Below are 18,892 nucleotides of genomic sequence, written 5' to 3'. Positions count from 1 at the left end.
CACGCTCATCTCCCAGACGATTTCGTCTGTTGGAATTAGCACCATGATCATTACGATCTGGTTGCCGGGTTTCACAGGGCCAGTCCCTCCACCACTCTTGATAAGCAATCGGTCTATTAAGTTGTTATCATCTTACTTTTAATTCTTTTAATTGTAAATAGATAATTGTAAATTTTCAAAAATTATTTTCAGAAAATTTTTATCGAGCGGTTCCGGCAACTGTTGCAGCTCGGTCTCCGTCATGACGGAGTCGACGAGGACCGGGATATGCTCAAATCCGACCCCGAGCGTCTCGAGCGTCGTCGGGGCACCGAACCGTTTCAACCAAGCTTCCAAATACGGAGCATCGGCCGAGCGCCGCAAGCGCTCTTGGATGATCAGGCCGAAGCCGACCTTGTCTCCGTGCAAGAATGAGTGGGTCGACTCGAAGCGGCTGAGCGCATTATGGACCGCATGGCCCACGGCGACGCGTGTCCCGGCGTCACCAAATCCACCGACGGCGCCGCCGATGGCGAGCACGTGATCGACCGCGAAGCGGACGTCGTCACTATACGACTCAAAAGCGTGCTCGCTCAATTCAAGTTCGACGAGACGCCCGCACTGCTCGGCCAAGACGAGTCCGGTGTTGACGCCGGCGTCAGCTGAGCTGTCACCACTCAAATAACGGGCCTCGTAAAACTTCGCGACCGTGTCGATGACACCTGCCCGAAAGTATTCATATGGTGAGCGCGAGATGACCCGTGAGTCAACGATGACCCGTTCGATGACGACGCGGAACATGTCGTAGCGGTCGTAGCTCCCGTCCTCCTGATAGACGACGCTGAGCGGTGTGAACGCCGCACAGTTCGAGGCGAGCGTTGGGACGACGATGAGCGGGACGTTCCGTTGATAGGCGACGAGTTTGGCCGTATCGACGAGCTTGCCACCTCCGACGGCGATTAACACGTCGGCGTCCAACGGTTTGAGCCGTTTGACTTCCGAGTCCGTGCACTCCCCGCTGAACCTTGTTGCCGGATAGTCCGCGATGGCCGGAAAGATGGCTCGGACGACGTCATACCCTTTCTGACCGTGCAGGACGTGGGCACGGCGGCCGTCGACTAAGTCATCAAGACGGTCGAGCGCGTCATCGGCGTGGTCATATTCAAGGACGGCCTGACGAATCATGCGCGCACCTCCTCATAGGCGGCAAACAACCGCTCGATTCGTTCGACGGCCTCGTCAATCTTCGGTTCCGGTGAGACGAGGCCGAAGCGGACGTATCCGTTCCCTTCCGAACCGAAGAAATAGCCCGGGGTGACGGCGACACCGGCTTCATGCAGCAGTTTCCGCGAGAACGACTTGGCATCACCCTCAGGCACTTTCGCCCAGACGAAGAACGAGCCTTCCGGCGGTTCGACGGCCCAGCCGGCCCGGTTCAACCCGTCGATCAGGCGATCACGCCGTGCCTCGTACAGTCGTGCCAAGTCATCGCGAATGGTACGGGGCGCCTCGAGCGCAGCGACAGCCGCCGCCTGGATGGCCGAGAACACGCTGACGTGGACGTGGTCCTGATACGTGTTGATCGCCTCGATGATGTCCGCGTTCCCGACGGCGAAGGCGACGCGCCAACCGGACATGTTGAACGCTTTCGACATCGTATATACCTCGATGCCGACTTCTTTCGCCCCTTCCGCCTGCAGAAAGCTAGGCGGGACATGGCCATCGAATCCGATGCTGCCATATGCGAAATCGTGGACGACCATCAAGTCCCGCTCCCGGGCGAAACGGACGGTATCGTCAAAGAAAGCGGGTGAGGCGACGGCTCCGGTCGGATTGCTCGGGTAGTTCAAATACATGAGTCTTGCATCTTGCGTATCGAGCGTCTCATAGTCCGGCAAGAAGCCGTTCTCTTCCCGGAGGACGAGGTCACGGACGACGGCACCGGCGAGGCGTGCCCCCGAGATGTAATCAGGATAGCCGGGATTCGGTAGCAAAATTCCGTCGCCAGGTTCGAGTACGCATTGCGGCAACGTGATGAGACCAGATTTTGAGCCGATGAGAATCGCTACTTCTGTCTCGGGATCAAGTTCGACTCCATACTCATTCAAATAGAACGTCGCCACTGCTTGCTTCAGGCGGGCCTGACCGCGGAACGGACCGTATTGATGGGTCGAGGCGTCGAGGAGCGCCGTCTGAAGCGCGTCACAGATTGGCTCAGGCGTAGGCAGGTCAGGCGTCCCTTGTCCGAGTCGGATGATGTCGCGGCCGGCTTGTTCGAGTTCGGCCACCTCGTTCGCGAGTCCGACGAAATGTTGAGGTGGTAACGTTTTAAGTAGATGTGAGCGTCTGTCAGTCATGAATAGTCCTCCTATGCAAAAAACACCCCTTTCCGCGGAAAGGGGTGTCGAGATACGGACGTATTCAAACAACCACCTTTCCATCTCTCAAGGTCACCTTGCTGGAATTAGCACAGTATTGAATCAATCTGTTGCTGAAGCTTCATCGGGCCAGTCCCTCCGCTTCTCTTGATAGAAAGTGTTTTATATGCGATTTGTCTTTTTGTAATATGTCACTTAGTTAACCAAACGTTACCAATCTTGTCAATCCTTTTTTGAAAATGAGCATGTCCTCTTGAATCCCGATAAAAAAACGTTCATAGTGAAAGTGAACGTTATTCTACAAAATTTAAAACATGAGGGGATGGACCTTTGGAATTAAACCGTCAATTGATTTGGAAGTTGAGCGTGATCGGCCTGATCCTGCTCGTGCTCTGGAAAGTCATCAGCGAACCGGATACGATTTCGCAGATGATGCATTATACGTTCCAGTTGCTGACGCCGATTATTATGGGAATCGCCATCGCGCTGCTCCTGAATACCGTCCTGTCCTATATAGAAGAACGGTTTCAACTAAAACGATATCAAGGCTTGCTGATCGTCTATATCATCTTTATCGGGATTCTCGTCATATCTGCGGTGACGCTGTTCCCACGCATTTATTCGAGCCTCGCCTCGCTCATCGAGGAACTCCCGTCCTATATCCGGCAAATCGACGGGTATCTGTCACAGTTGAACACGTATTTGAAAGAGTATAACGCGACAGTCGCCCAGGCCATCGATTTCAGCCGGTTCGAGGAGCGCTACTCGGGCTGGGTCGAGACGGCCGTCTTGTCGTCGGTCAGCTACGTGTCGAGCTTCACGATGACGCTCATTAACTTCTTGATTGGGATCGTCATCTCGATTTATCTTTTAAAAGACAAAGAGATTTTTGCCCGCATGTTCAAGCGGCTGTTGTATGCGATGTTCCCGGTCGCGTCAGCCAAGACGACGATCGACATCTTCCAAGAGATGGATTACATCTTTAAACGCTATATCATCGGGAAGTCGCTCGACTGCCTCATCATCGGGGTGCTGGCCGTCGCCGGTCTGTTGATTATCGGGGCGCCATACGCGCTTCTCCTCGGCGTCATCGTCGGTGTCTTGAACTTCATCCCGTACGTCGGGCCGCTGCTCGGGATGATCCCGGCGTTCATCATCACCTACTTCTATGACCCGTTCACGGCGCTCATCGTCCTCTTGTTCATCTTCTTGTTGCAACAATTCGACGGACTCTGGCTCGGGCCGAAGATTCTCGGCGACAGCGTCGGCATCACGCCGTTCTGGGTCATCACGTCGATCATCATCGGCGGCAGCCTGTTCGGCCTCGTCGGGATGTTCATCAGCGTGCCGGTCACGGCGATGATTCAAGTCGTGTTCTCGCGCTTGATCGACTACCGGCTCAGTCGCAAGAACTTGAATGAATTGTTATGACACATTGACGATTTAGGTTGACACATTTCACAGAAATATCATAATCTTGAAGAGAAGACAGTCCAATGCAGAAAGGAGAGGTACCGATGTCAGTCATTCAACGCTCGCACGTCCAAGTCCATATTGACCGGCAGGCGCCTCTCCGTGATTTGAATCCGTGACGTTCGCCCGCCTTCCGAGGCATGTCTAAGATCGTAGGGACGCGTATGCCTTTGTGCATGCTGCGTCCCTTTTTACATTCCAATAATTAAAGCAGGTGAACCTAATGATTCAATCACTCAAACGACTCGACCGCAATATTTGGATCCGCTTCCTCGGGGAGACGATCACCGGCGTCATGATGTTCATGATCGCGCCGTTCCTTGTCCTCTATTACAGCGACAAGCTCGACAGTTATATCCAGGTCGGTGTCATCATGGCGACCGGTCCGATCATGGCCCTCATCGGTTCGGTCGTCGGCGGACGGCTCGCAGATTTGTATGGCCGTAAACCGATCATGATGATCGCCATCCTCGGCGACGCGCTCGCGCTCGTAGGTTTCGCGTTCGCCGAGACGTTTTGGCCGCTCCTCCTTTTGAACGCCATGCTCGGCTTGACGAACTCGTTGTTTCATCCGGCCGCGAGCGCGATGGTGGCGGACGTGACCGAGCCCGAACAGATGAACGAGGCGTTCGGCCTGTTGCGGATGGGCCATAACATCGGGGCGGCGCTCGGCCCGCTCCTCGGCAGCGCCGTCCTGTTCATCGACCGGCAGTATATCTTCTTCTCGGCGTCATTCGTCTTTATCCTTTATGCGCTCGTCCTCGGCCGCTTCATCCGGGAGTCGCTCCCGGAGACGACCGAGGCCGATACACCGTCTAACCGGGACGTCCTACGGGTGTTCTATAACGATAAGGTGTTCCTCGTCTTCATCTTCGCCGGTGTGTTCATCTCGATGGGCTTCTCGCTCATCGAGAGCATGTTGCCGCTGTTCTTGCGCGAGTCGATGCCGTCGTTCACCGACCGTGAGAATCCGTTCGCCTATATGCTCGCCTTGAACGGCATCATGGTCGTGTTGTTCCAGTTCCCGATTGCCTCGAAACTCGGGCGCAAGCCGTTCGGCAACGTCATGCTCGCCGGGGCGACCATCTTCGGGGTCGGCATGATCCTGATCGCGGTCATGCCGCGTCTCCTCTACTCCCTCGGGACACCGTACCTCGTCCTCGTGAGCGTCTTGCTCGCGGTATACGCGTTCTATACGCTCGGTGAGATGATCATGTCCCCGGTCCAACAGACGTTCATCGCCTTGATCGCTCCGGAGAATATGCGTGGGGCCTATAACGGGGCCGCCAGTATCCAATGGTTGATCGGCGGGGTGACGGCTCCAATCATGGCGAGCCTATTCTTCGATCAGCGGGCCGGACATATCGCCTTGATTCTCGTCGGGGCGGCCAGTTGTGTGTCAGGCCTCATCTACTGGCAGCTCGGACGTCGCGTCAGTGCGGCCGAAGCGAAACAAAAGACGGCTTGACCTATATAAATCACACTGAACCTAGTCGTTTAGTGTGATTTTTTAATTCGTTGCAAATTCGTTAAATTTTGAATATTTGCTTCTATTATTCTTTACAAACATAATGATTCTTTTTATGATAATACGGTTAAGGAGGGATCTTTCATGGAAAGGATCGATAAACAGAAAATTGTGGACAGCGTGCCACAAAAAGGTTTTTTCGGACAGCCGAAAGGGTTGTTCACGCTATTCTTCACTGAGTTTTGGGAACGGTTCTCGTATTACGGGATGCGTGCGATCCTCGTCTTCTACATGTATTACGAGGTATCAGATGGCGGTCTCGGTCTCGACCAGAACGTCGCCTTGTCCATCATGTCGGTGTATGGCGCACTCGTCTACATGTCGGGGGTCATCGGGGGATGGCTCGCTGACCGTGTGTTCGGGACGTCCCGGGCCGTCTTCTTCGGCGGTGTGTTCATCATGCTCGGTCATATCGTACTGTCGATTCCGGGTAGCCTGACGTTCTTGTTCATCTCAATGGCGTTGATCGTCATCGGGACCGGTCTCTTGAAACCGAACGTCTCGAGTATCGTCGGTGATTTATACAATGAGACGGACCGTCGTCGTGACGCCGGGTTCAGTATCTTCTATATGGGGATCAACCTCGGTGCCTTCATCTCGCCTTTGATCGTCGGAGGGGTTCAAAAGAGTTATGGCTTCCATTGGGGCTTCGCGCTCGCCGCGGTCGGGATGTTCATCGGTCTCGTCGTCTTCATGGTCACGAAGAAAAAGAACCTTGGTCTCGCCGGTTCATACGTACCGAACCCGTTGACACCGTCTGAAAAGAAAAACGCAATCAAGTATACGACGATTGCAGTCGTCCTCATCGGTGGTCTGTTGGCCGTGTTGATTCCACAAGGGTTGTTCACGATTAACACGTTCATCGGTCTCGTCGGTGTGTTCGGGATCGCGATTCCGACGATTTATTTCATCGTCATGTATCGTAGCCCGAAAACGACGGAAGTCGAGCGGTCACGGATTATCGCCTATATCCCGCTGTTCATCGCCTCGGTCATGTTCTGGGCGATTCAAGAGCAAGGCGCAACGATTTTGGCCAGTTATGCGGATAAGCGGACCGACCTTGAATTTTTAGGGTTCACGCTGTCACCGGCCTGGTTCCAGTCGCTCAACCCGTTGTTCATCATCATGCTCGCTCCGGTGTTCGCATGGCTTTGGGTCCGACTCGGTGACCGTGAGCCGAGCATCCCGACGAAGTTCGCCTTCGGGATTTTGTTCGCAGGGTTAAGTTTCTTGGTGATCTTGCTCCCGGCCTACTTCGGTGGCCCGGACACGCTCGTCAATCCGCTCTGGCTCGTCCTCAGTTACTTCATCGTCGTGCTTGGTGAGCTCAGCCTGTCGCCGGTCGGTCTGTCGGCGACGACGAAACTCGCCCCGGCTGCCTTCTCGGCCCAAACGATGTCACTCTGGTTCTTGTCGAACGCGGCGGCACAAGGGATTAACGCCCAGCTCGTTCGTTTCTATTCACCAGAGAACGAGATGCTCTACTTCGGGATTATCGGTGGAGCAGCGATTGTACTCAGTATGATTTTGTTCGCTCTCGCCCCGGTCATCAAAAAGTATATGCGCGGGATTCATTAAGCGTAAAAGCCCATTCCTCGGCCGAGGAATGGGCTTTTGTATACGTTGCTTATTTACGGACTTGGATGAGCGACAAGTAGCGGTCGATCAAGTCATGGTTGAAGTAATCATGGAACCGGTCCGACTTGAGCGATTGAATCGACTCATGGAACGTCGCCGGGAGTGACGAGATGCCTTGGCTTTCAATCTGCTTCGCCGAGTACTCGAACAAGTCGTCCTCGTTCGGTGCCGACGGCTCGAGCTGTTGCTCGATGCCCTCGAGTCCGGCATAAATCAATGCCGCAAGCGCGAAGTACGGGTTCGCACTCGGGTCTGGGTTACGGACTTCGACGCGCGTCGCGCTTCCACGTGACGCCGGAATCCGAATCATCGAACTGCGGTTCGATGGGCTCCAACAGATGTTGACCGGTGCCTCGAAACCTGGCACGAGACGTTCATACGACTCTGGGAGCGGGTTCGTGAAGATAGCCGTTGCGCGGGCATGCTTCAGAATCCCTTCGATGAAGTGACGGGCCGTGAGCGATAGACCGTAGTCTGACTCCGGCTCTTCGAATGCGTTCACCGTCGGGTTGCCGTCCTTGTCGTTCTTCCATACCGAGATGTTGAGGTGCATCCCCGAACCATTCACGTCACGGAGCGGTTTCGGCAAGAACGATACTTTTGCACCTTTCTCTTGGGCTGCCAATTGAACGATTTCTTTGAAGAACTGGATGTTGTCGGCCGTGTGGAGCGCGTCATCATATTTGATGCCGATTTCGTGCTGGGCCGGTGCGACTTCGTGGTGGACCGCCTCGATGTTGAAACCGACTTCGCTCAAGCGGTTGGCGATATGTTGGCGGACCTCATACCCTTTGTCTTCCGAACGTGTCGAGAAGTAACCCGCCTCATCGTAAAATTCACCATTCTCGTCGAAGATGAAGAATTCCGGCTCAGCGCCGACGAAAATCGAGTAGCCGTCACGTGCAGCCCGCTCGAGGGCATCCTTCAAGACGTTGCGCGGGTCGAACTCGTAACGTTCGCCGTCCGGTGTGCAGACGTCACAGAAAAAGGCGAGAATGCTCTCGTCCCCATCCTGCTCGTAGCGTGGACGATCTAAATCCGGTCTCAAGAATAGGTCTGAGTTTTTGATGGAAGAAAAACCGGCGATGGATGAACCGTCAAACATCGTCTTCCCTTCAAAGACTTCCGGCAACAATTTTGCAGAGAGAGTCAGTAGCTTCAAGTCTCCAAGCACGTCGGAGAAGTACATGTGGATTTGTGTGATCCCTTTCTCCTGAACCGTTTTTTCAATCTCTTCTTGCTTCTTCCTGTTGCCATCCTTGTCTGTTCCGAATAGATTAGCCATGATTCTAAAAAACCTCACTTAAGTTATTTGACATATCAACACTGTCATGACGTACCTTGCGTACGCTTCTCCTTAAGTCATAACCGACTTTAAAAATTATTAAACCCCTAATTTTATTCTTTAGGTTGAAAGTGGCTCATTCCGTTGCCACTTGTTATGATGGGGAGAGACTGAAAAGAGAGGAAGAACGCTGTGAATATTTTTATGACCGGTGCGACCGGATTTTTGGGAGGACGGCTCGCCCGCGAGCTGATTCATCGTGGGCATACGCTGTGCGTCCTCGCCCGTACACCTGAGAAAGTGGAGGCGATGTTCTCACGGGACGAACGTCGCTCCATCACTGTCCTGGCCGGGGATTTGACGGCCCCGTTCCTCGGAGCAGACGAGCGGTTCATCACCGATCATGACCTTTCATTCGACTTGGTGCTCCACATGGCGGCCCTCGTCAAATTCGATGAGGAGCTCCGTGAGGAACTGTTCGAGACGAATTTGACCGGGACGAGACAAGCGCTCGCGCTCGCAAAGGCGCTGCATTGCCCTCGCTTCTTCCACGTCAGCACGGCGTACACGCTCGGAGCACGCGAGGTCGGCGATGAGACGTTGTATGCGACCGACCAGACGTTCCATAATCCGTACGAGGAGAGCAAGGCGCACGCCGAACAGGCCGTCTGGGCGGAACGGGACCACCTCGACGTCTCGATTTTCCGTCCCGCCATCATCGTCGGTGACTCGAAGACCGGTGAGGCCGACTCGAAGTTCACGATGTACGGCTATATGCGCGCTCTCGAGGTGTTCAAGCGCCGCCTCGAGCGCCGTGGGGCACCGGATGGACCGATCCGTCTCCTCGGCTCTGAGACCGGCACGTCGAACCTCGTCCCGGTCGATTATGTGGCTGATGTACTCCTCGCTGCCATCGAACACGCTAAACCGGACACGATTTATAACGTGACGAACGATGCCCCGCCGCGCAACGTGACCATGCTCGACTATATGAAGCAAGCGCTTGCGTTCCCGCACTTGAAGATCACGGAGACGGCGACGTCTTCGCTCAGCCAAGCCGAGCAGACGTTCAACGAGATGGTGAAGGTGTTCAATCCTTACTTGAATCGCGATATCGCGTTCGACGACGCCAATACGAAACGTCTGTTGCAGGACGCTGGGTTCAAACCGCTCGATTTGAACGAGCGGTCGCTGCGCCGGATCGTGAACGCCTATTACGAGACGAAATGACGAAAAGAGCCGAAACTGACGAGAGTCAGTTCCGGCTCTTTTTATGACTTGTCGCAGACGAGGACGATTTTCCCGGCCTGAATCTCTCCTTCGAGCGATTCGACCATCTCTTTCGTCAGACCGAGGCTCTCGAGCTGCTCGATCCGGTCATCCGAATTTTTTGTAAACTTCGACATGAGCGACTCCCACAGCCCTTTTTCAGTGATGCGGTATGGTTGCACACCCGCTTCTGCAGCGAGCCGCACCGTCAATTCTTCATCTCTCGCAAATAAGTAAATGTGCTCGTTGACACATCCCCCTGACACCATCCCGTTCACTTCATGGTCGACCGAGGTCATATCCCGCACGATTCTTGTTTCTAACATATTCATCCTCCTAAACGTCCGCTGATCTATAATCGAATAATATACTATTCCCGAAAAATGAGTCACAAAACCCATTTCGTCCAGCGATTTGAAAAAGAGGGGTTCAAGAAAACGTGGCGCTCCAGTCCTCGATCCCGAAATGGTCGACGATGCCTTGGATGCGGGTCCGTTCGTCCGATTCAGACGACACATCTTCGCGACTGACCCGAACGATATTGATCCCGGTCTGCCAGTCGATCTTTCCAGACCGATAACCTGCTTGTTGCAACAACCCGGCAACGATCTCGAGCTTCTCGCGCTCGTTCGATTTCAACGTATGGCTCACTCTCACGCGTGACACTCCTTCCCGTTCCAAACCGTATTGTATCATAGGGACGGACAACAGATGCGACACCGATTTCTTTGATGCTATACTACATATAATGAGACAAGGAGTGATGTTGATGCCGAGACAGGATATGAACACGATCATGCTCGACTATATGAATGAGAAAGAAGATTACGAGGCATTCGCAGCCAAGCTGAAGTTACTCCTCAGCGAGCTGTTGAACGACGCCGGCATCCAGTTCCACTCGATCGTCGCCCGGGCGAAGGAAGCCGAGAGCCTGTATGCTAAGTTGTCCCGCAAACCGTATCAATACCGGTCGTTGCGCGACGTCCAGGATTTGGCGGGGATTCGGATCGTGACCTATTTCCACGACGATGTCCGTGCCGTGGCCCAAATCCTCGAGGATGAGTTCCGGATTGACCGCGAACAGTCGATCGATAAATCCACGTTGCTCGACCCGAATGAGTTCGGCTATTTGTCGGTCCATTACGTCGTCGGCTTGAGCGACACGCGGCTCGCCCTCGGGGAGTACCGTCGCTATGAAGACAAAGAAGCCGAGATTCAAGTCCGGTCCATCTTGCAGCACGCGTGGGCCGAGATCGAGCATGACCTCGGTTATAAGAACCCGAACGCCGTGCCACCGGAAATCAAGCGCAGCTTCAGCCGTGTCGCGGGGCTCCTCGAGATTGCCGACTCCGAGTTCGTCAATATCCGCAAACAGTTGCGGACGTTCGAACAAGAGACCGTCGAACGGATCGTCGAATCGCCCGATAAGGTGAGCATCACGCGAGATAATTTGAATTACTATATCGCCAATGACGTCACCGTCGAGAAGCTTGACAACGCCATCTTCCAGAGCGATTGGTTACTCGACACCGACTTGTCGACGATCATTGAACTGACGCGTATGTTCCATTACGCGGAGATTCGCACGTTCCAGGACTTGAGCGACACGCTCGACCTCTACTTCAATCGGGCTATTCAATGTGCGACGCTGTTGCCATCGTCTCTCCTGCCCCGTCAAGGAATGGGTGTCGTCTATGCCGTCCTCGCGAAATTGCTCGCAGAAGGGGATGACCAGCAAATCGAGTTCTTCTTCCGACGCTTCTATCCGGATTTGAAACATTACGACGAGGTCATCCAAGAACTTCGTACCCGCGAAGAGCCATCATAACTTTACAGACTTCATGTTTTTGTTGTAGAATGTTTTTATGTTCTGAAATATATGCAAATAATGATATTTTATGTAGGAGGTACTCTTGAGGATGACAACACCTGTACAAACAGCATCCCGCCGTCAGCTCGTCGCCGATGCTGAGCGAGGGATTCGCATGAACTATCGCGGAGTGAAAAAGAACCTCCGGTCGATGTTCTCACAATACTTGACGCGAAACGAATTTTTCATTCTCCGCTCGCTTTGTCAAAACAGTCCTCAAATCGCCTCGGCTCTATCGAACGAGTTCCAATTCTCGGCTTCGATGATTACCGCTCTCGCGGATGAACTCACGAAAAAAGGGTTGATCTCCCGTGAACGCAGCGAACGTGATCGTCGTGTCGTCGAATTGCAAGCGACTGAAGAAGGCCGTGCCTTGTTCGAGACACTGGAAGACATGAAAATCGAGTATTTGATGGACGTGTTCACCGATTTCTCAGATGACGAATTGATTCTTCTGTCAAGACTGCTTGACCGAATGGACGCATAAGAACGACTGGGCCGATTATCTCGGCCTGGTCGTTTTTGTTTCGCCACGCTACAACAAAAAACCCGAGTGTGGTTGGACCACACTCGGGTTCATTCTTGATTTAAGACTTGGCGATCGCCGTGACGACGATTCGGTCCCGGTATCCGTACTCTGGGTCATAAGGACCCGCACAAGTGATCAGCTGGAGCCGTTCCGCCTGGGTCGCCGCAAAGATCGAGGCGAGCGGGACGTCTTCGAGCCGATACCGTTCGACGGAAACGACTTCATACGCGATTGCCTTTTTGCCACGCTGGAGCGTCACCGATTCTCCGAGGCGTAAGTCGCCAAGGTTCGCGAAGATGGCCGGACCACTGAGGTCATCGAGATGACCAGATAGGACCACGTTTCCGGTCGCCCCTGCTTTCGCCCCGTACCGATACCAGCCGACCTCATCTGTCTCCGTCGGGGTATCCATCCGGTCGAGTCGGTCTTTCCCGACCGGTTGGATGACCGCGTTGACATCAATTGACGGAATCTTCAGTCGTTTTGGGATAAATGTGTCGGTACGGAATGACTGCCGATCAATTTCGGTCGTTGCTAGGACGAGCGGTTCGGCAAAGCCGACCGTCGTCAATTTCGCGTCCGCATCCGGTGCGTCTGCGCCCGGTGCAATCATAAGGAACGATAACGTTCCGATGAAGAGTAGTTTAAGCGTCTTGCTTCTGACGACGAAAGACGTAGAAGCCAGCTGCTGCTGCACCAAGAACCGCTGCTGCGAGCAACCAGTTCATCGATGCTGTCTGAGCGAGACCACCTTGACCTGTGTCAGGTGCTCCAGCCATTTCCCCACCGTCTGCTGCGAGAAGGACTTCAAACGCTGGTTCGCCTTCAAGGAGTCCGATGGCGAATGCCGTGTAGTTTTTACCGCCTTCGAGAGCGACACCGTCAAGTGCCTTCACGACGTCAGTCGCGCCGGCCGGACGAACTTCAAGGTCATACGTGCCAGCGTCGAGTGTACCGTAGTCACTTACTGCTTTGAACTCGAGGTTCGAGAAGAGTGGGTCGCCGCCTTTAGGAGCGACATCGACTGCCGGTGCGTCAGGTGCGAAGTGAGCGACGCGGACTTTCGATTTTCCATCTTCGAAGTTCGCATCGTCTTCCATTGCTGCGATCTCGATGTTTTCAAGTTGACCAATTGCTGCCGCTGTGTAGAATTTTCCTGCTTCGATTGAGAGGTCTGCCGCAACGACGACCGTCTCTGCATCACCAGCTGGCTTGATTTCCACGTTGTAATCTCCAGCCGGGAGAGTCAAGTAGTCTGTGAGCGCTTTGAACTCTGCGCCTTCGACCGCGACTTCACCGTTGACGTACACATCTACTGCAGGTGCGTCAGGTGAAGCGTGGAGTACACGTACCATCGCGTTCTCGTGTCCATCTGCACTGACCGGCACGATGAGTGCGAACGCCAAGGCGAGTGTACCAAGTAAAGACATCAATTTCTTCATGTGAAATTTCCTCCTTTTTCTGCTTGGGTTGACCGATTGACTGTATACAACAAGTTTGATGCGGTGCTGCAATGTGTGCTACATCTGATTGCTATGTAGCTGGTGACATCTTAAATTTAAGACAACGGAGCAACGGCGTAAAGGTGACGGTGTGCTCTCAATATGCCGCTCAGCACATTTGAAAGAAACCGCTTTCTTTACATTAACCACACTTACCCTTCCCTATTGTTTAAAAACCCCGTAACGCGTAACGTTACGGGGTTGAATGTGCTTTTGCCCAGTCGATGTCATTTACGAACACCGCATCGACGCCGAGTTGACTGAACCGCTCTAGGTCGGGGACTGTTTTCACGGTATAGGGACGTACGGAGAGACCTTCGTCCTGAAGATGAAGAATCTCTTCATCGGTCATCGTCAGGACATTCGGATGAACGGCGGTCGCGCCCACTTTCTTGCAATATGCGACGAGGTCATAGAGCGGTTGTGCCAACAATACGGCACACTCAATTTCTGGCGCCAATTGATTCAAACGCTGGAGCGTCGAATGGTTAAAAGAAGAGAACATGACTTGTCCAACTGGAAGACGCTGGTTTCGAATGGTGTCAAGCAAGAGTTGTTCAATACCAGGATACCGCTCGATATCCGTCTTGACCTCGAGATTGAGGACCATCGATGTCCCTCGGCACAGATCGATCAGTTCGTCTAACGTCGGAATCTGTTCTTGGATAGCGAACGTGACACCGGCATTATAGCCTCGCAGCTCCGATAGAGTCATATCGGCGACACGTCCACGCCCATCTGTCGTCCGATTGATCGTCTCATCGTGGATAAGGACGAGCTTTCCGTCCTTTGTCATGTGCACGTCCGCCTCAATCCCATCGCTTTGTGCTTCGAGTGCGGCCCGGAACGCCGTCATCGTATTCTCCGGATGATGGGCCATCACCCCTCGGTGCGCGAAAAGTTTCATTCGTTTTCGCCTCAGTTCGTTTTGTATTTGTTCGTCAAATAGCGGATGAGCGGGCGGACCGAGATGTCCTCTCCGGTCACTTGCTTGATGAGTTCGTTCGGTGTCAGCGCTTTACCATGGCGGTGGACATTGTCCTCAAGCCATTGTTTGATTGGACCGAACGTGCCCGTGCTGACGAGCGACTCGAAGTCAGGATGCTCATTCTTGAGTGATTCCGTCAATTGAGCGGCGTATATCAAACCGAGGGCGTAACTCGGGAAGTAGCCGAACGACCCGCCGGCCCAGTGAACGTCTTGTAGGACGCCTTTCGCATCACTCGGCACATCGACACCTAGATATTCCTTATAGAGCGCGTTCCATGCCGCTGGCAAATCCTCGACCGACAAATCGCCTTGGATGAGTTGCTTTTCAAGCTCATAGCGGATGATGATATGCAGGCTGTATGTCAGTTCGTCCGCCTCAATCCGGATGAGAGACGGTTTCGCCTCGTTCACGCCGGCATAGAACGTATCAAAATCTATGTTCTGCAACTGTGGATGCTCGGATTGAAGGCGCGGATAGACGCTTTTCAAAAACGCCTCGCTTCGTCCGACAAAGTTTTCAAAGAAGAGGGACTGTGACTCATGGATGCCCATCGAGGCACCGCCCCCGAGACCGAGTTCGTCGAGTTCCGAGTCGATTTGCTGTTCGTACGTCGCGTGCCCGGCCTCGTGCATCGTACCGAACAAGGCGTTACGGAAATCGGTCTCATCATATTTCGTCGTGATGCGCACATCGCGACGGTTGATCGTGATCTCGAACGGATGCACCGTGGCATCGAGACGGCCGCGCGTCAAATCATAGTCGACGACACGCATCCAGTCCTCACACAGTCGTTGCTGAACGGCCTTGTCCATCGACCAGTCGAGCCCTTGGACCGGTTCAGGCAGCTGACGGATCAGCGGGACGAGCTCGTCGCGAAGCGTCCGGAACAATTCATCGAGCTGGTCGACGGTCATCCCTGGCTCATAATCGTAAAGGAGGGCGTCATACGGATGCGATTCGTAGCCGAAATAGTCGGCGAACTTCCGCTGAAATCCGATGATTTTCTCAAGATATGGAGCGAACATGTGCCAGTCATTCTGATCCTTCGCTTTCTCCCACGCCGTCTCAGCCTCAGAGACGAGCGTCACATACGCCTGATATTCTGAGGACGGAATTTTAGCATTCCGTTCATATTGGGTTTTGGCGACCGCGACCGAACGCAACTCGATCGGTGTCAAGTTCTCCGTCTCGGTCATCTCGGCCAACAGCGCCTTGAACGATTCGCTCGTCTGGCGTTTGAACGCCTCGGTCGACAGATAACCAATCGTCTCGGCCCGTAGCGGTGCCGACTGTTCCGGCATCTGGGTACGCATGTCCCAATACAGTAAAGAAATCGCCTCGTCGAAGGCACGCAATTGTTTGAAATGGTCACGCCACTGCTTTGTTAGTTCCATTCTGATTCCACCCCTATGACAGTTATATCGTTACTTCTTTACTTTAATATAGACGACCCGCGTTGCCTATTGTTTCGGCACATCGGTTTTCCGCTCATAGGAGAGCGGTTGTGTCGCCGGTCCTTCCAACACGTTTCCTTTCGTGTCGAACCGTGAACCGTGGCACGGACAATCCCATGAGCGTTCCGCATCGTTCCAATTGATGGTACATCCCATATGGGTGCATCGGGTCGAGACGAGATGGCATTCGTTGTCGAGATCACGGTACGCGCCGACCTTCTTGCCGTCGACTTGGACGATCCCGCCTTCATCAAGTTGCAGGTCGTCGAGAGTACCCGGTCTTTCCAGTGACCCTTTGACGAATTGAACGGCCGTGTCGAGGTTCGTCTTTAAGAATTGCCCGACGTCGGCCGGTTTCAATTTCGAGCGTTGTGGGTCCAATAAGTCGTTGAACCGATTCGGGCGCCCGGTCAGTCGATCGGCCAGCAACAGTCCGCCGGCAATCCCATTCGTCATCCCCCACTTGGCGAACCCGGTGGCGACGAACACGTCCGGCTCACGGCTGAACATTTGCCCGATGTACGGGAGGTGGTCCAACGTGATCAGATCCTGGGATGACCAGCGGAAACTTGCTTTCTTGGCCCCGAACGAATCATGGGCGAAGCGGTCCAAGCGGTCATAGCGCGAGCGGGTCTCGGTGACGTGTCCACTCAAGTGCCCTTCGCCTCCGACGAGCATATACGTCTTGTCGCCCTCCTTGAACGTACGGAACGACCGGCTCGGTTGATCGACACTCAAATACATACCGTCCGGGACGCTCTGTTCCGTCTCACAAGCGACGATATAGGAACGCTCGACCTCAAACTTCGAGAAGTACAGCCCCCGGATGTCGTTGAACGGGTAATGGGTGGCGACCACGACCTGATTCGCCTGGACCCGTCGCCCTGTCGACGTCGTGACGATCGGGCGAGGTCCCGAACTGATTTCGGTCGCCCGTGTCTTCTCGTAGAGTCTCCCGCCGGCCTCGACGAAACGGTTGGCGAGCTCGTGTAAGTATTTGACCGGATGCATCTGGGCCTGGTCGCGAATAACGATCGCTTGTTTGACCTCGAACGGGAGGACCGCCTTCACTTCCTCGGTCGCATCTCCCCCGGGCAGCTCAAGTTGTGCATACGCCTCGCGCTCGGCGACGAGTTGACTCGACCCATCGATTGAATATAAGTATGAATCTTTTGTCTCGAAATCGATGTCGAATCCGGCCTCGACCTGTTGCCGCAAATAGGCGAGTCCCTGCTCGTTGAACTCGTAATAGAGGCGCGCCGTCTCTTGATTGAACGTCCGAATCAATTTGGAATAGACGGTCCCATGCTGAACAGAACATTTCGCGGTCGTGTGGCCGGTCGTCCCCCGGCCGATCTCAGCCGCTTCGAGCAAGACGACTTGCTTGCCGCGCTGTTGCAACTCATATGCCGTGACGAGCCCGGCGATTCCTGCCCCGATGACGACAATATCACACGAAACAGAGCTCTCAAGTCGCGGATAAGGTGTTGCCGCATTGTGCTGACGCCAGAGTGAATTGGTGAACGGATGACGATGCATAAACGTACCTCCTCTAATAAGATAAGTGTCTGTTACTGTGTATACCCCTTCCGATTCATTTCATACGCCTCAATTATTGACCTGATTCTTGATTTTGAAGACGATTTCAGGAGGCCTCATCCATTATGGTAGAAAAGTAAACAATGAAGGAGCGATTATCTAGTGAAACGAAACCGCAGACATCGAAGAAACACGTTCATCATGAGGCGACTCTTTGTCGGCCTCGCCATGATTGGATTACTTGCCATCATCCCTGCATTGATCGGTTTTAAACAAGAAGCAGAACCGAAACCCGTTGCGCCGGCCGCGGCCGCCGTACCGGTCAAACAAGGACCGTCGTTCCCCGAGATTCCAATCAAACCATGGACGACGCAACCGCTCGTGTCGCCCGACACGGCCGAACTTCTCGTCGGATCGATGGCTTTCGTCAATTTAACAGATGGCCAGGTGCTGATTGACAAGAATGGTGCGGACCGCGTCTTCCCGGCCAGTACGACCAAACTGATGACCGCACTTCTCGCTTATGAGAAGGCCGTCGCCGAGAAAGAACTCGATCAAAACGTCGTCATCGTCAAAAAATCTACTTTGGATATCCCATGGGACAGCCATATTGTCCATCTCGCGGTCGGTGACCGCTTGACCGTTCGCCAGGCCTTGTACGCGACATTGCTCGAATCAGGAAATGACGCGGCCAATAGTCTAGCCGAATACGTGAGCGGCTCGACGAATGAGTTCGTCGAACTGATGAACGCACGCGCCCAAGTGCTCGGACTGACCGGGACCCAGTTCCGGAATGCCCATGGCTACTCCGACCCGAATCATTATACGACCGCGCTCGACATGGCTCGCATCACGTATGCGTTCGGCACTTATCCTGAACTCGTCGAGATTGCCGGGACGTATGAATATGAGGCAAAGTTTAAAGACGCTGCTGGAAATCAAAAGCGACGCTGGTGGTATCATCTCGGATCTGCCGTCAATGAACGGAGTATCCATTACTCGAAACTCGTCACAGCGACCAAGACCGGCTATACCGACGAATCGGGCTATACGATGGTGTTCTTGATGGAGCGGGAGGGGAAACAATATGCCTTGGTGACGATGCAAGCCAAATCCGGGCAGACGTTCCCGACGATGCGTTCTGTCGAAAAAATCGCGTTCAATCTCACCACCGAGTGATTTAAGCAATCAAACGACGGTTTCTCTCTGTAAAGGGAGAAGCCGTCGTTTGCGTTTAATGACATAAAATATGAAGAATTATATGACAAACAGATGACACAAAAGTGTCACACGCATAACTAATTGTCAGAACATTTAAACTTTAATCATGAAAAATGTTGCGCTCACCCGTTGATACTATGCGCTTTAGAGCCGTTTTTATGAAAAGATGACAGTTTGCAATGATTTCCGTGGTCCGTTATGGTTAGTCACAAGTTCGCCTAGTCATTCAAGTTTGA

17 protein-coding genes and 2 riboswitches are annotated in these 18,892 nt (G+C 53.6%); of the genes, 7 read left to right on the top strand and 10 right to left on the bottom strand.

The window, feature by feature from the left end; all coding sequences use genetic code 11:
* Positions 1-2 precede the first annotated feature (2 nt).
* Positions 3-107: riboswitch (SAM riboswitch) on the bottom strand.
* A gap of 40 nt (positions 108-147) precedes the next feature.
* Both KNP71_RS13090 and KNP71_RS13085 read right to left on the bottom strand, forming a co-directional pair.
* Positions 148-1,164 (bottom strand): iron-containing alcohol dehydrogenase family protein, encoded by a 1,017-nt coding sequence (locus tag KNP71_RS13090; protein ID WP_214756595.1) that lies wholly within the window; start codon positions 1,162-1,164, stop codon positions 148-150.
* Positions 1,161-2,336, bottom strand: coding sequence for an aminotransferase class I/II-fold pyridoxal phosphate-dependent enzyme (locus KNP71_RS13085; protein WP_021067484.1), 1,176 nt, complete (start codon positions 2,334-2,336; stop codon positions 1,161-1,163). The genes KNP71_RS13090 and KNP71_RS13085 overlap by 4 nt, the downstream gene beginning before the upstream one ends.
* 77 nt (positions 2,337-2,413) lie before the next feature.
* Positions 2,414-2,514: riboswitch (SAM riboswitch) on the bottom strand.
* Between the two features lie 173 nt (positions 2,515-2,687).
* Between KNP71_RS13085 and KNP71_RS13080 the strand changes: the two genes are divergently transcribed.
* The 3 genes from KNP71_RS13080 (at position 2,688) to KNP71_RS13070 (ending at position 6,936) form a co-directional block, all read left to right on the top strand.
* Complete coding sequence (locus tag KNP71_RS13080) at positions 2,688-3,788, top strand: AI-2E family transporter (RefSeq protein ID WP_021067485.1); 1,101 nt, start codon at positions 2,688-2,690, stop codon at positions 3,786-3,788.
* Between the two features lie 265 nt (positions 3,789-4,053).
* Positions 4,054-5,298 carry an MDR family MFS transporter gene (locus tag KNP71_RS13075; protein WP_021067487.1) on the top strand — a complete coding sequence of 415 codons (1,245 nt, stop codon included), beginning with the start codon at positions 4,054-4,056 and terminating at the stop codon, positions 5,296-5,298.
* Between the two features lie 144 nt (positions 5,299-5,442).
* Positions 5,443-6,936, top strand: a complete 1,494-nt coding sequence (locus KNP71_RS13070; RefSeq protein WP_021067488.1) for a peptide MFS transporter — start codon at positions 5,443-5,445, stop codon at positions 6,934-6,936.
* A 49-nt stretch (positions 6,937-6,985) separates the two neighbouring features.
* Here KNP71_RS13070 and KNP71_RS13065 read toward each other — a convergent pair whose 3' ends face one another.
* Positions 6,986-8,281 carry a glutamine synthetase family protein gene (locus KNP71_RS13065; protein ID WP_021067489.1) on the bottom strand — a complete coding sequence of 432 codons (1,296 nt, stop codon included), beginning with the start codon at positions 8,279-8,281 and terminating at the stop codon, positions 6,986-6,988.
* A 192-nt stretch (positions 8,282-8,473) separates the two neighbouring features.
* On the opposite strand from KNP71_RS13065, the gene KNP71_RS13060 reads away from it, so the two are divergent.
* Positions 8,474-9,511, top strand: coding sequence for an SDR family oxidoreductase (locus KNP71_RS13060; protein WP_029595428.1), 1,038 nt, complete (start codon positions 8,474-8,476; stop codon positions 9,509-9,511).
* A gap of 41 nt (positions 9,512-9,552) precedes the next feature.
* On the opposite strand, the gene KNP71_RS13055 is transcribed toward KNP71_RS13060, so the two are convergent.
* Positions 9,553-9,876 carry a YflT domain-containing protein gene (locus KNP71_RS13055; RefSeq protein ID WP_021067491.1) on the bottom strand — a complete coding sequence of 108 codons (324 nt, stop codon included), beginning with the start codon at positions 9,874-9,876 and terminating at the stop codon, positions 9,553-9,555.
* A 103-nt stretch (positions 9,877-9,979) separates the two neighbouring features.
* Positions 9,980-10,207, bottom strand: a complete 228-nt coding sequence (locus tag KNP71_RS13050) for a hypothetical protein (RefSeq protein WP_029595427.1) — start codon at positions 10,205-10,207, stop codon at positions 9,980-9,982.
* A gap of 112 nt (positions 10,208-10,319) precedes the next feature.
* On the opposite strand from KNP71_RS13050, the gene KNP71_RS13045 reads away from it, so the two are divergent.
* Both KNP71_RS13045 and KNP71_RS13040 read left to right on the top strand, forming a co-directional pair.
* Positions 10,320-11,378 (top strand): GTP pyrophosphokinase, encoded by a 1,059-nt coding sequence (locus KNP71_RS13045; protein ID WP_021067493.1) that lies wholly within the window; start codon positions 10,320-10,322, stop codon positions 11,376-11,378.
* A 91-nt stretch (positions 11,379-11,469) separates the two neighbouring features.
* Positions 11,470-11,907, top strand: a complete 438-nt coding sequence (locus KNP71_RS13040) for a MarR family winged helix-turn-helix transcriptional regulator (RefSeq protein WP_021067494.1) — start codon at positions 11,470-11,472, stop codon at positions 11,905-11,907.
* A gap of 100 nt (positions 11,908-12,007) precedes the next feature.
* Here KNP71_RS13040 and KNP71_RS13035 read toward each other — a convergent pair whose 3' ends face one another.
* From KNP71_RS13035 to KNP71_RS13015, 5 genes are all read right to left on the bottom strand, one after another.
* On the bottom strand, positions 12,008-12,646 hold the full coding sequence (locus KNP71_RS13035) for a class F sortase (RefSeq protein ID WP_236355686.1): 639 nt from the start codon (positions 12,644-12,646) through the stop codon (positions 12,008-12,010).
* Complete coding sequence (locus KNP71_RS13030) at positions 12,594-13,391, bottom strand: DUF4397 domain-containing protein (protein ID WP_021067496.1); 798 nt, start codon at positions 13,389-13,391, stop codon at positions 12,594-12,596. Before KNP71_RS13030 ends, KNP71_RS13035 begins: the two co-directional genes overlap by 53 nt.
* 253 nt (positions 13,392-13,644) lie before the next feature.
* Complete coding sequence (locus tag KNP71_RS13025; protein ID WP_029595424.1) at positions 13,645-14,358, bottom strand: glycerophosphodiester phosphodiesterase; 714 nt, start codon at positions 14,356-14,358, stop codon at positions 13,645-13,647.
* Positions 14,359-14,369: 11 nt separating this feature from the next.
* The gene (locus KNP71_RS13020) at positions 14,370-15,836 is read right to left on the bottom strand and encodes a carboxypeptidase M32 (protein WP_214756593.1); all 1,467 of its coding nucleotides are present in this window, start codon (positions 15,834-15,836) and stop codon (positions 14,370-14,372) included.
* Between the two features lie 66 nt (positions 15,837-15,902).
* Positions 15,903-17,435, bottom strand: a complete 1,533-nt coding sequence (locus tag KNP71_RS13015) for an FAD-dependent oxidoreductase (RefSeq protein WP_214756592.1) — start codon at positions 17,433-17,435, stop codon at positions 15,903-15,905.
* Positions 17,436-17,636: 201 nt separating this feature from the next.
* On the opposite strand from KNP71_RS13015, the gene KNP71_RS13010 reads away from it, so the two are divergent.
* Positions 17,637-18,614: a D-alanyl-D-alanine carboxypeptidase family protein gene (locus KNP71_RS13010; RefSeq protein ID WP_214830859.1), complete on the top strand. Its 978-nt coding sequence runs from the start codon at positions 17,637-17,639 to the stop codon at positions 18,612-18,614.
* The last annotated feature ends 278 nt before the right edge of the window (positions 18,615-18,892 follow it).

The sequence above is a fragment of the Exiguobacterium sp. s56 genome (assembly GCF_018618255.1).
GTDB lineage: Bacteria > Bacillota > Bacilli > Exiguobacteriales > Exiguobacteriaceae > Exiguobacterium > Exiguobacterium chiriqhucha.
Note: the sequence above shows the minus strand (reverse complement) of the source record. Positions and strands in the feature narration are given on the sequence as shown.